16 protein-coding genes are annotated in these 15599 nt (G+C 43.1%); 9 read left to right on the top strand and 7 right to left on the bottom strand.

Features of this window, described 5'->3' with window-relative positions:
• Nucleotides 1-3 precede the first annotated feature (3 nt).
• The 4 genes from VNE01S_RS02235 (at nt 4) to VNE01S_RS02220 (ending at nt 3199) form a co-directional block, all read left to right on the top strand.
• The gene (locus VNE01S_RS02235; protein ID WP_174522323.1) at nt 4-1038 is read left to right on the top strand and encodes a TRAP transporter substrate-binding protein; all 1035 of its coding nucleotides are present in this window, start codon (nt 4-6) and stop codon (nt 1036-1038) included.
• Between the two features lie 9 nt (nt 1039-1047).
• On the top strand, nt 1048-1572 hold the full coding sequence (locus tag VNE01S_RS02230) for a TRAP transporter small permease (protein ID WP_053395476.1): 525 nt from the start codon (nt 1048-1050) through the stop codon (nt 1570-1572).
• A 1-nt stretch (nt 1573) separates the two neighbouring features.
• The gene (locus VNE01S_RS02225; protein WP_053395477.1) at nt 1574-2869 is read left to right on the top strand and encodes a TRAP transporter large permease; all 1296 of its coding nucleotides are present in this window, start codon (nt 1574-1576) and stop codon (nt 2867-2869) included.
• A 135-nt stretch (nt 2870-3004) separates the two neighbouring features.
• On the top strand, nt 3005-3199 hold the full coding sequence (locus VNE01S_RS02220; RefSeq protein ID WP_053395478.1) for a DUF2986 domain-containing protein: 195 nt from the start codon (nt 3005-3007) through the stop codon (nt 3197-3199).
• On the opposite strand, the gene VNE01S_RS02215 is transcribed toward VNE01S_RS02220, so the two are convergent.
• Nucleotides 3179-3661: a LabA-like NYN domain-containing protein gene (locus VNE01S_RS02215; RefSeq protein WP_053395479.1), complete on the bottom strand. Its 483-nt coding sequence runs from the start codon at nt 3659-3661 to the stop codon at nt 3179-3181. The two genes, VNE01S_RS02220 and VNE01S_RS02215, sit on opposite strands and share 21 nt — an antisense overlap.
• 372 nt (nt 3662-4033) lie before the next feature.
• On the opposite strand from VNE01S_RS02215, the gene VNE01S_RS02210 reads away from it, so the two are divergent.
• A complete protein-coding gene (locus VNE01S_RS02210; protein ID WP_053395480.1) occupies nt 4034-5578 on the top strand; it encodes a methyl-accepting chemotaxis protein in 1545 nt (514 codons plus the stop codon).
• A gap of 118 nt (nt 5579-5696) precedes the next feature.
• Here VNE01S_RS02210 and VNE01S_RS02205 read toward each other — a convergent pair whose 3' ends face one another.
• Nucleotides 5697-6176 (bottom strand): cyclophilin-like fold protein, encoded by a 480-nt coding sequence (locus tag VNE01S_RS02205; RefSeq protein WP_245649860.1) that lies wholly within the window; start codon nt 6174-6176, stop codon nt 5697-5699.
• A 442-nt stretch (nt 6177-6618) separates the two neighbouring features.
• On the opposite strand from VNE01S_RS02205, the gene VNE01S_RS02200 reads away from it, so the two are divergent.
• Nucleotides 6619-7533 carry an AraC family transcriptional regulator gene (locus tag VNE01S_RS02200; RefSeq protein WP_053395481.1) on the top strand — a complete coding sequence of 305 codons (915 nt, stop codon included), beginning with the start codon at nt 6619-6621 and terminating at the stop codon, nt 7531-7533.
• Between the two features lie 307 nt (nt 7534-7840).
• Nucleotides 7841-8710, top strand: coding sequence for an aldo/keto reductase (locus tag VNE01S_RS02195; RefSeq protein WP_053395482.1), 870 nt, complete (start codon nt 7841-7843; stop codon nt 8708-8710).
• 168 nt (nt 8711-8878) lie between these two features.
• On the opposite strand, the gene VNE01S_RS02190 is transcribed toward VNE01S_RS02195, so the two are convergent.
• Nucleotides 8879-9745 carry an alpha/beta hydrolase gene (locus tag VNE01S_RS02190; protein ID WP_245649859.1) on the bottom strand — a complete coding sequence of 289 codons (867 nt, stop codon included), beginning with the start codon at nt 9743-9745 and terminating at the stop codon, nt 8879-8881.
• Nucleotides 9684-9989 (bottom strand): twin-arginine translocation signal domain-containing protein, encoded by a 306-nt coding sequence (locus VNE01S_RS19550; RefSeq protein ID WP_245649858.1) that lies wholly within the window; start codon nt 9987-9989, stop codon nt 9684-9686. Before VNE01S_RS19550 ends, VNE01S_RS02190 begins: the two co-directional genes overlap by 62 nt.
• Nucleotides 9990-10883: 894 nt before the next feature.
• Here VNE01S_RS19550 and VNE01S_RS02185 point away from each other — a divergent pair.
• Nucleotides 10884-11918, top strand: a complete 1035-nt coding sequence (locus tag VNE01S_RS02185) for a GGDEF domain-containing protein (RefSeq protein ID WP_053395483.1) — start codon at nt 10884-10886, stop codon at nt 11916-11918.
• A 52-nt stretch (nt 11919-11970) separates the two neighbouring features.
• Here VNE01S_RS02185 and VNE01S_RS02180 read toward each other — a convergent pair whose 3' ends face one another.
• The 3 genes from VNE01S_RS02180 to VNE01S_RS02170 all read right to left on the bottom strand — a co-directional run bounded on the left by VNE01S_RS02180 (nt 11971) and on the right by VNE01S_RS02170 (nt 15033).
• Nucleotides 11971-12639: a DUF2726 domain-containing protein gene (locus VNE01S_RS02180; protein ID WP_053395484.1), complete on the bottom strand. Its 669-nt coding sequence runs from the start codon at nt 12637-12639 to the stop codon at nt 11971-11973.
• Between the two features lie 88 nt (nt 12640-12727).
• Complete coding sequence (locus VNE01S_RS02175) at nt 12728-13417, bottom strand: response regulator (RefSeq protein ID WP_053395485.1); 690 nt, start codon at nt 13415-13417, stop codon at nt 12728-12730.
• Nucleotides 13414-15033, bottom strand: a complete 1620-nt coding sequence (locus VNE01S_RS02170) for an ATP-binding protein (protein WP_053395486.1) — start codon at nt 15031-15033, stop codon at nt 13414-13416. Before VNE01S_RS02170 ends, VNE01S_RS02175 begins: the two co-directional genes overlap by 4 nt.
• 332 nt (nt 15034-15365) lie before the next feature.
• On the opposite strand from VNE01S_RS02170, the gene VNE01S_RS02165 reads away from it, so the two are divergent.
• Entirely contained in the window at nt 15366-15590 is a 225-nt protein-coding gene (locus tag VNE01S_RS02165; RefSeq protein ID WP_053395487.1) for a hypothetical protein, read from the top strand.
• The last annotated feature ends 9 nt before the right edge of the window (nt 15591-15599 follow it).

The following is a 15599-nucleotide window of genomic DNA, read 5'->3' as shown; positions in this document are numbered from 1 at the left end:
AGTATGTTTAAATCAACCGTAGCTAAAGGCGTAGCAGGATTACTCGCTTCCACTATGTGGGTGAGTCACAGCGTTCAAGCACAAACACACGAACTCAAAGTGGCAACGTGGCTTAGCCCTATGCAAACCATGAATGCCGACGTTTTACCGACTTGGGGAAAATGGGTAGAAGAAGCCACTGATGGTCGTGTCACCATCAAACTGGAGTACGACTTAGCGCATCCAAAAAGTCTGGTTGAGTTGGTGGAAGACGGCGCGGTTGATGCAGCATGGACATTTCACGGTTATTTACCCGGACGCTTTCGCTTAACGCAAATTGCGGAACTGCCAGGAAACAAAGCCACAGGTGAAGCCGCGTCCGTCGCTCATTGGCGAGTAAACGAAAAGTATTTCAAAGATTCTTTTGAGTATAACGGTGTCGAATTAGCAGGTGTTTTCGTCCATGGGCCTGGCCAAGTGCACATGCGCGAGCCCATTGATTCGCTGAAAGACCTTAAAGGAAAAAAGATGCGCGTTGGCGGTGGGATTTCTACTGAAGTCGGCAAGCTACTGGAAGTTTCAGGCGTAAGTGCACCCGCAACCAAAGCGTACGAAATGCTTTCTCAAGGTGTCGCCGATGGTCTATTCATGCAGATGGATATGATGAAAGCGGCTCGCTTTAAAGATGTCGCGCCGTACAGCTATAAATTACCGACCGGTTTGTACTTAGGTTCATTCGGTATCTTTATTAGCCCTCAATTTATGGACAAGCTATCTGAAGAAGATCGCCAAGCGATACGAGATGTCTCTGGGGAAAAACTCTCTGCTCTTGCGGGACGTTACTGGTCTAAAGCCGATGAAATTGGTGAAGCGGATATTATTGCTTCAGGTAGCAAAGTAGAAAATCTATCCGATGATGATGCGCAGTATTTTGAGCAGTTAACGCAAGGTTTAGACGACAAATGGATTAAGTCTGTTAAATCTCGCAAAGTCGATGCTCAAGCCGCTTTAACTGAGTTTAGAAAAATCGTTAACGATTACGAACCAATCGAACTTTAGGAATGAATGATGAGAAGTTCATTGATTTGGTTTACCAGAAGTTGGGAGTCAACAGCCCAACTTTTGGATAAATTCCTGAAACTATGCGCGTGCCTAATCTTACTTTCAATGATGCTGCTCACTTGCATTGATGTCGTGGGCCGATATCTGTTTGAAAAGCCAGTCACCGGAAGTGTCGAACTCACGGAGATCCTGTTGGGCGCGTTAATTTTCTCAACAATGCCACTGGTCACGTGGCGTAAAGAACACATTAGCGTCGACCTCACCGACAGTATCATCCCTACGAAGGTAAAAAACATTCGTGATATGGGTTTTGATGCGGTGGTCTCTGTTAGTCTGGCAGTGATTGGTTTCAAGGTCTGGGAGTTAGGTAACCGAGCGCTTATGTACGGTGAAATGACCGAATACCTTGAGATCCCAACGTATTATTTTGTCTACTTTTTAGCAATTTCATGCTGGCTTACCGCGGTAACATCACTTGTTCTATTAGTGACACGCATCTTTAACAAAGAGTATTTGAATCAGAGGGATTAATATGACTATTGCCTTAATTGGTTTCGCGGTACTGATGATATTAATACTGCTAAGGATGCCGATCGCTTTTGCGATGGGGGTTGTCGGTTTTGTCGGGTACGCCGCACTTGGCGATTGGAATTTTAATGGCGCACTTACCATTAGCGCCAAACGACTGATCGATACAGCGCAAGACTATGGCTTGTCTGTAATTCCGATGTTTATTTTGATGGGTAACTTGATCACTCGCGCTGGTATGTCCCAAGAACTATACAAAGCGTGCTACGCCTTCTTGGGGCATTATCGCGGCGGTTTAGCAATGGCAACTGTCGCGGCATGCGGTGGTTTCTCTGCGATTTCTGGTTCAAGCCTGGCGACCTCGGCAACAATGGCGAAAGTTGCCATGCCATCGATGCGTAAATATGGATATTCAGACGGTTTAGCGGCCGCGTCTATCGCTGCAGGTGGCACGTTGGGAATTTTGATTCCACCCAGTGTTATTCTCATCATATACGGCGTACTGACCGAGCAAAGCATCCGCGATTTATTCGCCGCTGGATTTATCCCTGGCATGCTTGGCATCTTTATGTACCTTTTAGCCACCAAGTATGTGGTTTGGCGAAACCCAAATGCCGGACCTAAAGGGGCAAAGATGTCTAAAGAAGAAAAACGTGCCGCGCTAAAGTCGGTCTCTGGCATTCTTGGACTGTTCGCATTGGTGATGGGCGGTATCTACCTGGGCGTGTTTACCCCAACCGAAGCCGCAGGTATCGGTGCAGGTGGCGCATTTGCTATCGCGATTTATCGCCGTTCATTAACTTTACCAGTATTAAGAGAGATTCTGATTGATACGGCACGAACATCCACCATGTTGTTTGGTGTCATTATCGGTGCACTTATTTACTCGAACTTTGTTAACCGGACTGGGCTCCCTCATGAACTGGTCAGTTGGATGGAAACATTCGGTGCAGAGCCTATTTACGTCATTTTGGCGATCATGGGGGTTTATATCCTGCTAGGCACTGTGTTTGAGAGCTTATCAATGCTGCTGCTCACAGTACCTGTGTTTTATCCACTGGTGGCAAGCCTTGGCTTTGACCTGGTGTGGTTTGGTATTGTGGTTGTGGTTGTGACTGAGATCAGCCTCATTACCCCGCCCGTTGGTTTGAATATTTTTGTGCTAAGTAGTGTCGTAAAAGACATCAAAACCAGCACGATATTCAAAGGGGTAACACCATATTGGTGCGCAGACATTGTTCGACTTTTGATGTTACTGCTGATTCCACCACTATCACTCTGGCTGCCAAGTATGCTTTAGTCATTACCTAACGTAATAAACCCGCTTTCACAGCGGGTTTCTTTGTCTTAAAGGCACGCATGGCGTAATTCGTGCCATACATATTTTAATTTGCTACTATGCGCGTCCCCTAAAGCACGAGCCTAGGCTGCACATATGAACCGTAAGAAACGAATCAATCAGATTTTAAAATCAAAGCAGAAAAAGCAAAACGCGAAGCTGCATAAAAGCAACAAGCCTCGCTACATTTCTAAAGCCGAAAGAGCCAAGCTTGAAGCTCAAAACGAGCAAGAACAAAATGCAGAAAGCGTTGAGCAGCTCTCTGAAGAATCAGAAACGATTGAGGAGTAAATCCTCTTCGATAGGAACATGCTTATCGCACACATCAATGAGTGATTGTGCGGTAAGACCGGGGACTGAATAGACATCCACTTTGGTGCCAAACCTTTCTTGGATACGCGTCACCAATATTTCAAAGTCTCCATCTCCTGATAGTAAGACAATACGGTCGACTTTAGACGCGGCCTCATACACATCGAGCGCAATTCCTACATCCCAGTCCCCTTTCGCACTGCCATCTTGACGTTGGATATAAGGCTTCAACTTAACTTTGAAGCCAATGCCGCGCAAGATATGGTGAAATTGCCTCTGTTTCGGATCATTCGATGCGATTGCGTAGGCACTTGCCTCTAAGACTTCTCTGTCCTCTGTAGCGACATACCAAAACTGGTTATAGTCGAAATTCGCTTTGTATTTTTCACGTGTCGTGTAATAGACATTCTGTACATCGACAAAGATGGCAATTCTTTCCATAGCTACTTTTTAATAATGAGTGATAGAAGAAGTTTATCAGAATCACGCCCCGCTTACCTTCTTCCGTATGTTATACGAATAGGTTTTCTGGCTATAACATAAATATTACAACTCTATTTGCAAAGCGTGAGGCAATGATCATTTTCACACTTAAAACCATTGAAACTACGGGGTATTTGCAGAAAAACCTGAATATCCTCAATGTTTATGCAGATATTTATCACGATTGATACTTATTTGATACAAGTCATTTGTAGAACTTCTACTCCACAACTAGGATGTGCGCGATATGTCATAAAAAAGAAACTGAACGCTAACAGAATGGCCACTTTTAATTTCGATAGCGACAGCCGCAGTGAGAACTAAATAACAATGAAAGACAAGCATTTAAATAAAGACTTTTCCGCTAGCGCCAATTTAATTTCGACCACAGATCCCCAAAGTTATATTACCTATGCCAACGATGTATTCTGTGACATCGCAGGGTATGAAGAAGAAGAACTCGTCAGTAACCCTCACAACATCGTACGCCATCCAGACATGCCCAAACAGGCATTTGAACAATTATGGAGCTATATAAAATCCGGTCAAAGCTGGATGGGACTGGTTAAAAACCGTTGTAAAGATGGCAAACACTACTGGGTTTCTGCTTTCGCTACCCCGATCACTGGCCCTGATGGCAGTATCATTGAATACCAATCCGTGCGTTCAAAACCCGAACCGGAGCAAATTGAACGTGCAGATAAGTTATATGAAGAGCTAAGAAACGGTAAAAACGTTTCGCCACTGAGGCTGAAATACCACGCTATTTCGCTGAGTTTGGCTTCACTCATTTTTCTTCTAGCTGCTTTAGTCACCGCTCAGAACCCGTCAATCCTGAATATTGCGCTGATGGTTGTCAGCACACTGTCTATTGCGTGCTGCTTTTTCCAGTCTAAGCGTTTTAATACGGTACGTAATTTGGCGACTGACGCGTATTCTAACTCTTTAATGGAGCGTCCTTATACCAGTCATTTCGACGACTTTTCTCAAATTGAGCTTGCGTTAATAATGAGAAAAGCTCAGCTACGTGCTGTAACCGGTAGGGCCAGTGAAACCTCAAGTGAAATACATTCTTCCTCTGCGAAAGAACTTAAAACCTGTGAGCACATTGGCCAAAGCCTTGGCCAGCAATGCCAAGAGACAGAGAGCGTCGCAGCTGCTGTTGAAGAGCTTACCCACTCTATTAATCAAGTCGCAGACGCGGCCTCTGAAGCATCTAAACTCGCAGAGCAAGCAGATAAAGAATCCTCAACGGGCTTGGATAGTATTCAATCCACCATCGATGAAGTTAACCTGATGGCGGAAAAGCTCGATCATGCTCAAAGCATCATCAATAAGCTGTCTCATGACACACAACAAATCGATAGTATTCTGGAAGTTATTACTGCGATCACAGAGCAAACCAACCTATTGGCTCTGAATGCCGCTATTGAAGCAGCGCGCGCTGGTGAAGCCGGCAGAGGTTTTGCGGTCGTTGCTGATGAAGTAAGAAGTTTAGCATCTAAAACTGGCGACTCCGCCAATGAAATTCATGCCATGATCCGCCAACTGCAAAACACTGCAGAAAACGCGGTTAGCGCGATGGAGCAAGGTATAGGGCTTTCTAGCAGTTGTAAGGAAAGAGCAAACCAAACTGGTGACGTACTCAATACCATCTCAACGAAGTTGAATCTCGTTACAGACAGTAGTATTCAAATCGCGAGTGCTGTTGAACAACAAGCTCAAGTGACCCAAGAGATCAACCGCAATATTACGAATATAAAAACACTAGCTGATGGTACTTCCGAAATCTCGCATACTTCACTTACTCGAATTAAACAGTTGGTTGATCGGTTAGAAGGTTTAGAGAGGCTCATGAGGCAATTTAAAGCATAAAAATAAACATCCCATTCATGAGAGTAATAAATATTATATTTATTACTCTTATGGTGACTTAGCATAAAGACTTGTTAATCGGTTGGATTAACAAGTCTCTACTTACAAATGATGTGTATTATTCAACAACCTCGATGGTCACCTTCATTGAACCACTCGAAGTGAATCGGGATAAGTCTCCGTCAATTTTACCAAGATTTATCAACCCTGCCGCATACCCGAAATTTTTATAAAACACGACTAAGTTTCCCCAAGGAGCATAGTAAGAAATATCCCCCGCCGTTGAGCTTACACCTGTCGGGGCGCCTTCCTTAGTTAACGTTGATGGTAGGTAAGCGATTTTTTCTGTGCTTGCATAGTCTTCTAGTTCTAGTGTTAGCGGCAATATAGCAACAAAGTCTCGTGCACTCGGACTATCATTTAAGGTTGCAGTGACAGTGCTATCATCAAATACAAACTGAATTTTCATTGTACCTTCCTCGGTCATAGCTTTACTCTCAGTCACATTATTAGAAGCAAAGCCAAATTGACTAACAAGTAATACAGGTAACACTGAGAGCGTAAATGAAATAGCTTTGCGCCAGTTTTCGAAAAGCATATAAGTACCCCGCTCACGCCAAACAAAATTAGATAGTAAGTTGGACTGTTTTGCAGTTCAGAAAAACCTCGCAAACAACTCAGCTTCCAATCATGGCGCATGTTTACGGTGACAACATGAACAAACTTACCCCGATATGACAAAATCCGTTAGCCTAATGCTCGCTAACTTTTGCCTAATCATCCAAAAATTAGTGCTAACATTAAAACTTTCCTAGTCACTCCTCAACCATACAAGTTTGATGTAATCCAATGCCATACAAACGATTGAAGCTGAACTAACTGTACTTTCACTTGTTAGCAACGAAGCGATCATTCAAAGAAAGATCAACAGAACCACTAATGCCAGTTTGCCTATTAGTCTTTACTTAAGAGACATAGCTGATATAACTAAGGAACCAGACCAGAAGTAATCCAACCCTTTGGTTGCCCATGGAGTAACTATGAACGACTCGCACAACATTGCTGTAGCCGCATCAGTCCTTGCTGAAAAAATCCAAAGGTGGACTGGCGACGCCACACTATTTGATACCGAAATTCCTGGGCTTAGATTGAGTAGATGGACAACACCTACACCACCAACAAGCTACGCCCACAATCCAAGCATTTGCTTAATTGCGCAAGGCAAGAAACAAGTTTTGCTTGGTGAAGATAGCTACATCTACGATGCCAACCACTTTCTGATCTCTTCAGTTGATCTCCCCATTACCGCTAACATCATGGAAGCCAGCGAAGAATATCCATATCTTGGGTTGATTATGGAGTTGGATTTACAAGAAATTTCCCAACTCATTGTTGATAGTGAACTTTCTTTTCGTAACAACAAAGAAGCACAAAAAGGGATGGCGGTAGGTGAGCTTCCTGGCTCTTTACAAGATGCGTTTATTCGCCTAATTGCGCTATTGGAAGAGCCGGCTAGTATAAAGATCCTCGCGCCAGTAATTAAGCGAGAAATTTTTTACCGACTATTGATGACCGAACAAGGTGCGCGCCTAAACCAAATCGTTACGGCAGGCAGCCACAGCCACCAAATTGCAAAAGCCATTGACTGGCTAAAGAACAACTTTGTAAAGCCTTTAAGCGTGGGAGATCTCGCAGCATACAGTGGAATGAGTAAATCCGCTTTTTACGCGCACTTCCGCTCTATGACCTCAATGACACCTCTACAGTTTCAAAAAAAGTTACGATTAAGTGAAGCTCGCAGACTCATGCTAACAGAGAATTTAGATGCAATGGCGACGACATTTAGAGTTGGCTACGAAAGCCCTTCTCAATTCAGCCGTGAATACAGCCGCCTTTTCGGAGCACCACCTTCGAAAGATATTAAAGCTTTGAAAAAAGCGAGCCTTGCTAATTAAAGCAGCTCGCTTATTCTACCTTGACGTTTTTACACTAAAGTCGACATATCAATAACAAAACAATGCGCCGAGTCACCAGAAGTCAGCCGCTTGAGTGCATCTTTAATTTCATTCCTTTTAATCAATACTAGCAACTCAGGAAAAATAAAATTTTTAGGCAAACAATTGCGAGTATTGGACAATTCAAAGCTAACTGTTGCATGCCATACTGGAAGAGCCGCAATAAGGGAGAAATTGAGTAAACATACTTAGTTTCTGATAGAACTCGCCCCCTTACATTCAATCTAAGTGATAGAGATGTTCGACGATGGAATATACGACATTAAGTAACAATCTAGAGATGCCGATGCTAGGCTTCGGTGTTTTTCAGGTAACCGATAAAGAAGAATGCAAGCAGTCTGTGCTCAGTGCTATCCGTACTGGCTATCGTCTGATTGATACTGCCGCCGTTTATGGTAATGAAGATGCCGTTGGAGACGCGATACGTGAAGCGATTGAAGAAGGAATTTGCACTCGCGAAGAGCTATTTATTACGTCAAAGCTGTGGGTTCAAGACATGGCAAACTACGATATGGCGAAGGCTGGTATCGAAGCATCACTTGAAAAATCTGGTCTGAAGTATTTCGATTTATATCTGCTACACCAAGCAATGGGAGATTACTTTAGTGCTTGGCGTGCGCTTGAAGATGCTTACGAAAACGGCAAGCTAAAAGCGATTGGTATATCAAATTTCTATGCTCATGTTTTGGCGAACTTCTGCGAAACCGTCAGAATCAAACCAATGGTCAACCAAGTTGAGCTACACCCATACTTTGCTCAACCTGCTGCACTCGAAACAATGAAGCGTTATCAAGTTCAACCAGAGGCATGGGCACCGTTAGGCGGCGGCCGTCACAAACCTTTTGATAACGAAGCGCTAAAAAGTATTGCTGACACACACGATAAAACAATCGCTCAAGTAATTTTACGTTGGAACTTACAGCGTGGTGTAACCGTGATCCCTAAATCCGTCAAACAGGCGCGTATTGAAGAAAACTTCGACGTCTGGGACTTTACTCTGTCCGATCAAGAAATGGAGAGAATCAATCGTCTTGATCTGGGGTATGTTGGCGAAGCAGTGAAACACTTTAACCCTGACTTTGTTCGAGGTTGTCTGGGTGTGAAGATTCACGATTAGCAGTTTTGGACAAGTAGTACTCCGAAAAACTGGAGCTGAGCATTTTCACAACCGCTACAACTTGATTAATGCCAATAATTTTCACAATGGCATTAGTACCAGCAAGCCGCTCCATATAACTTGAGCGGCATTGCCTTTAATTATTGGGCTTCAGTTTTATTCTTCTTACTAAACTAAATGCTCCTTAAAGAAACCTTCTATTTTGTCAAAAGGAATCACATCCATCTGATCATAAAGATCAGTATGGTTTGCGTCAGGAATAATCATGAGTTCTTTCGGCTCGGCAGCCGCCTCATACGCAGTTTCACTGAAGTAGCGCGAATGTGCCTTCTCACCATGGATAAGCAACATCGGGCGTGGTGATATTTCTGCAATGTAAGTTAAGATCGGCATATTCATAAACGACAGCGGCGTCGTGATTGTCCAAGAAGCATTTGAATTAATTGCTCTTGGATGGAATCCACGTTGCGGGTTCTTATAGTAAGCTGCGTACTCAACAACAAACTGTGGTTCACCGCCCTGCAATTCAAGGGAAACTGGACCATACGCAGGGTTACCACTTTCTGCGTCTTTCCAACGTTGTTGCCCCAGTTGCTCTAAACCTTGCGTACGTTGTTCAAGCGTGACACTGTCGTTGTAGCCTTTAGACATCACACGAGTCATGTCATACATTGTGCTAGCAACAACCGCTTTTATACGTTTGTCTATTGCTACCGCATTTAATGCCATGCCGCCCCAGCCACAAATACCGATCACACCAATACGCTCGCGATCAACATTTGACTGCAAACCGATAAAATCAACAGCCGCACTGAAGTCTTCTGTATTAATGTCTGGCGACGCAACATTACGCGGCTCACCCCCACTTTCACCTGTGTATGAAGGGTCAAATGCTAACGTTACAAACCCGCGCTCTGCCATGGTCTGTGCATAAAGGCCAGATGATTGCTCTTTTACAGCACCAAATGGGCCGCTAAGAACAAGTGCTGCTTGTTTGCCAGAACTGTTTTTTTTGCTGATAAAGGTCAGCGGCAAGCGTAATTCCATAACGGTTTTTGAACGTCACTTTTTTATGGTCTACTTTGTCGCTTTTAGCGAAAGTCTTGTCCCAGTTATTACCTAATTCTAAATTCGAGCTTGCCATCGCCTGGCCTCCTGTCAGTGCACCAACGCTTAGGGCAACGGCGCCTGCACCAGCCATTTTTATTGCGTTTCGGCGACTAGCATCAAGCAAGTCCTGGTTGGTAGCTGTGTCGTTGGTATCGTTGTGTTTGTTCATCAAGTTTCTCCGAGTAAGCCTGCTAATTTTGTCATCTCAATCTCGATACTCGCTTGGTCAGCCGTACCAGACGGAGATAACATCGTTAGCATGAAAGCTGACAACGTTTAGGAGAGTAGTTCTCCTAGCGCCTTTTTCTGCTAGTTATAATGAACCAGTGCACCAACTATTAGTTATCCGAATACTACGGATTCCTTGCACAATCCTCCAAGCTTCTGGCAACTTAACGGAAATTCGAACTAGGCATGATAATCAAACCCCAAAAAAAAGAAATCCATTTTAAATATATATAATTGATTTTATTGGGACTATTTATCAGCAATATGAGCTATAAACCCAAAACGACTTATTACACTGTATGACAGTATTAATTGCCTAATTTTTTATTTTTAGCCAACACAATGAATAGACAATTTCTGACAAGACTAGTAGAAGAGCGGGTAAAGGCTGATCGTCATTGATTCTAAGAAGCAGCGTCGAATCCCGTAAGGACGTACTCGAGTCTTCTTGGGTTATAAATTCATAAAAGTATGCTCACGTCCTGCCCTCTGTGTTAATTACGGGAGGAGTTATTCATTTGAGAAGTTGATCATATTGTTGAATAGGAAAACGAGCCAAATGAATAAGTTAGCACCCATTCAAATTAGTGATACTTATTCCATAGTTAAACTTTAGTGGTAATTTAGTTGAAATAAGCAATAACATACCTATCCGAATAATACTCATTAAATTTCATATTATTAAATTGTATTATTGCTCAATATTTGATCTTGATGAAAAAATATGCGCTTAGAAACGTGATCTTGATTCAGTTTAAATCTTGATTCTGAACGGAAAAGGCATACTATTGTGTGATATTCAAACTACCGCATAGTGACTATTTAGGCACACGTCATGGAACTAGACATATTCAATCCCTCTAGACTACTCCGTAGTACTGTATTGTTCTGGTTCAGTATGCTGTTATCTGTTGTTTCTCTAATCACTGCGATCGTCAGTATCTCTATTTCTTCCCACATTCAGTTAGCCACGATTGAATTGGCATTTTCTGCATTTTCTGTATTCATCGCTTATCGCAGTTATCACAACCACGTGCCCCAGCCTTTATCTATTGCCTATGTTTATATGGCAATTGGTGTTCTGTATTTAGCAACCGCCGCTTATCCTATTGAGAAAGGGTTGTTTTTATGGAGCTTTCTTTGCCCAGTTCTGTTTTATTTGATCCTAGGCAAACGGAATGGCTTTCTTGCCACCAGCATCGGATTTATATGTCAGTTTAGTTTGGTGTTGGAGAAATCCAGTGACATACACTCGCACAGTTTTATTGCGCTTAACCTAAACTTTTTACTCGCCTATGCCGCTGTTTGGCTGGCTTCACACATTCTCGAAGTAAAGCGCAAATCCTCTGAAGCATCACTCGGCCAATTGGCATGCAGAGATGCGTTAACGGGTGTTTACAATCGCCATGCGCTGGTGCATAACTTTGACCGTTACCGAAGTGAAAGTGCCAAGCTGCCTCTTTCATTGCTGATCCTGGATCTTGATTACTTCAAGCAAGTAAACGATATGCACGGGCACGATATTGGCGATAAAGTTCTTATCCAAACCGCAGCGTTGATCGACTCGCTCAGCGAAGAGCATCTTGTGTATCGTATTGGAGGAGAAGAGTTCTGTATTGCCCTACACAATACGGATATTCATCACGCGACCCGTAAAGCTGAGCAAATTCGTGAATCAATCGAACGGTTTCGCTTTAATGAACGCGACTGCCCTATTTCGCTCACCACCAGCATCGGTGTCTACCAATGCGACCATTACGACAACTTGGAAAGCGTCCTCAGACAAGCGGACAAAGAGTTGTATAAAGCGAAGAAGAACGGCAGAAATCAAATTATGGTTTGCAACCAAAGCTCTATTGCTGCCGCATAGATGTAGTTGATCTAATTAACGATTAGATTGATGTGACTGTGAGAGTTTTTACTTACTGATTCGGTGAATCTTCTTCATCAAAAACGACGTTGTAATTTTCTGTATAAGTACACTGTGGCTGTCGGCTACAGGTGAAAAAACGTCGACCTTTATGATCTCCCACACTGGCAATTTTAATCACCATAGGGCTGCCACAACGCTTACAAAAACGCACTTCTTTTTCAGGTTCGATAAGGTCAATATGAGCCGCTAATAAGCGACGTAATCTTCCCACTTGGTAGCTGTGCTTGATCGTGGTACCGATTAAAGGAATAGATGCCGACTTACAGACATGCATTAGGAGTTTTTGGCGCTCAATCTTACCTTTATCTAATGGCTTACCATTATCGAATTCGATGATAACTCGTATATCTAACGTTCTTGGATCACACACAACAAAATCAAAGTAGCTTTTAGCGATACGATTATTCGCGATAAACCAGCGCTTTTTATCTGTCTCTAGCGGTGACAATACGTTTGCCATATTAACTTTCGTAAGTACAACGCCATGCGAGCCAACCGCTGTCACTAATGCATTGAAAAAAGCAGACTCTTGCATAGAAAGAATAGGGCCTTTCTTCTTATAGGCGCTATCTTTAAGCTCTTCTTGTTTTAAATAGCGCTTTTGCACTACCAAGAAAAAAAGCACTAGCAAGCCAACAACAATAAAAACACTTTCCATCTATACTCACTTAGCTAAAAACAATTAAACACCCTATTTTATACACTTAGCGCGCAAAGCCGTTAATTATTTATCACGTGATACTTTGTTATTTCACCAAAGCCTTCTTATAACTTCTTTCTGGTCGCCCAACTGATCCATATTTGAGGTCAGCTTCCAGCTCGCCAGTGCTGATAAGAAACTCCAAGTAGCGCCTTGCGGTTGTACGGCTAGCACCAATTTTTTCACCCGCTTCATCCGCGGTTAAGCTCACTTTATCTGCAAACAATGATTTAATCTTGTCGAGCGTGACGCCATCAATACCTTTAGGTAAGCGCGTTTTCGACGGCTCTGAAGTCGTGGCAGATTGAAGCATTTTATCCACCAGTGTCTGGTCTAGATCATCCACATGATTGAGGTGGTGTTTCTGAGCAACGTATTTTTTCAGCGCGGCATCCAAACGTGGGAACATCACTGGCTTAAGCAAGTAATCGACCACGCCCCCTCTCATTGCTTGCTGCAGCGTATCTACATCTCTTGCGGCAGTAATGAGAATGATGTCGCAACTGATATTGTTGCTACGCAGATCTTGCAGTATATCCAACCCTGAGCCATCGGGTAGGTGCACATCCAGTAACAAGAGTTCAGGCTCCAATATTTCCAATTGCAGCTTTGCTTCTGCTTTATTGGTTGCAATTCCAATCACTTGATAGCTGTCGATTTGCTCTAGGTATTTCTGGTGTAGTTGAGCGATAGCAATATCATCTTCAACAATCATTACTTTGGTTTTACGTGTCATACCAGATCTTCCTTAGGTAGATAGACCGTCATTCTGGCTCCATGCTCCTTATTGTTCGCCATTTCTAATTCACCCTGATAACGCAAGGCAAGTTCGTTTACTAAATGCAGCCCGACACCGCGAGTGTTGTCGTCTTTACTTGAAACACCTCTTTTTACCAGCGATGCCACACTCATGTTCTGTGGCAAACCGCATCCTTGGTCCTGAACTTCTAAAATCACCTCATTACCAAAATCACTAATAGAAACGTCGATAACTCTCCGACTTAGTGAAAAGTTAGGGTCACTAGATAATGCTTCTCGCGTGGCATCAAATGCGTTATCAATTAGGTTTCCTAAAATAGTCACCACATCTTCAGCGTTAATGCGGTCAGGCAGAGGCTCTAAACGTGAGCCATCTTCGACGACAAGCTTTAAACCTAGTTCACGTGCTCGTTCAGTTTTACCTAATAACATGCCAGCAATTAGTGGCTCTTTGATGGTTTCCCGTAAGAACTCGATCAGCGTTTGGTAGTGGTCCGTTTCTTGGCCTATCAAATGCTGGACTGCATCTAATTCGCCCATTTGTACCATGCCACTGATCGTGTTGAGCTTATTACGGTGCTCATGAGTTTGGGAGCGAAGCATGTCGGCGTATTCTTTGGTTTTTGCCAACTGCTCGGTTAATTCCGTTAAATCATCTTTTAGTCGGAAACTTGATACCGCTCCCACGACTTTACCATCAACAATAATCGGGCTTCTATTAGCAATAAGGCGTTGTTGATTTAGGTATAAATTGATGTCGTGATCCGTTCTAGCGGTTTGCAGCACAATATGTAAATCACTTTCCGGCAAGATCTGATTCAGTGGCTTATTCAAACACTCACTTTTTTCCAGTCCAAGAATCTGGCATGCACTGCGGTTAATAGAACGAAGACGCCCTTCTCCATCAATGCTCAGTATTCCTTCTTTTAAGGTTTCAAGCGTCACGTCTAACTCAACGTAAAGACGGCCAATTTCTTCTGGCTCAAAGCCTAAAATGGCTTTCTGAAAACGGCGTGATGCATAGCTTGAGACAACAGCATTGGCACCTACCACCAAAAATGCCATAAGGGTCAAATAAGCTAAGAAGGGCTCGATTCTATCCTGAAGTCTATCAATTAAGTAACCAACAGAGACAACTCCAATAATATTCCCGTTTGAGTCAAACACGGCGGACTTACCACGCACCGAGTAGCCCAAAGATCCTTTAGCTACGGAAATATAAGCTTGACCTTCTATCAATGCGCGATCGTTATCCCCCCCTTTCATAGGTAGCCCAATTCGCTCTTCAACCGGGTGAACTAGACGTATTCCATCCTTATCACCAATGACAATAAATGCAGCACCAATCAGTTCGGTCAAATTACGATAGCGTTCTTGATATTCTTCGTTCACGCCAGTTTGAATCATTTCCACAACGTAGGGTGACTCAGCCAGAAAGGAAGCTACCCCTAACGCCTTGCGACCCATTTCTTGTTCTTGCTCATGCTTTACATACATAAAACCAGCGGCTACAAGCAAAAGTAGCTCAATTAGCCCAGATAAAGTCATGATAATCAGCATCCTTTTCCGGAAGCTGATGCTGCTCCATTTCATACCTTCTCCTTAGTGCTGGAATAGGCTAACACTGCTTGCAGCTTGTCACGAGCATACTCAGCCTGAACTGTGAATGGAGTGTGTATGTCGTTAATGAATTTGATTGTTTTGTTGCAAAACTTTACTCAAAACGCACTTTAACAGCACAGAGTACTTAAACAGGAGAAAAGTTGATTTCGATCAAGTGTTTTAGTGGCTAATTTTTGCACACTGAAAGACAACATCTAGTATACTTACTAAGCACTGGTAGAAGTATCCAACGTCACTGTCTAGAGGCTTAATAAAAACATATAGAAAACTAGGTCCTAGTCTCAAAATGAGGGCTATTAAAAATGGAAAAGGATATATTTGGCATCTGTCTTTCTAGAGCTATGCTGTCGAATAATTTGTCAGGGACATTCACTCACGTACGGGCTTACTCCAAATCCAGAAGGCAGGAAGACGCGAAAGTCATGCAGGCTTATCCTCAGCTTTCTGGTAAAGAAGTGCTGGCAAACATGGAGTCATCTAAGTCGTTATTGTGGCGGGCAGAATTTGCTTGCCTAGATATGAAATAGTCACTGCCC

This window comes from Vibrio nereis NBRC 15637, from assembly GCF_001591105.1.
GTDB classification, from domain to species: Bacteria; Pseudomonadota; Gammaproteobacteria; order Enterobacterales; family Vibrionaceae; genus Vibrio; species Vibrio nereis.
Note: the sequence above shows the minus strand (reverse complement) of the source record. Positions and strands in the feature narration are given on the sequence as shown.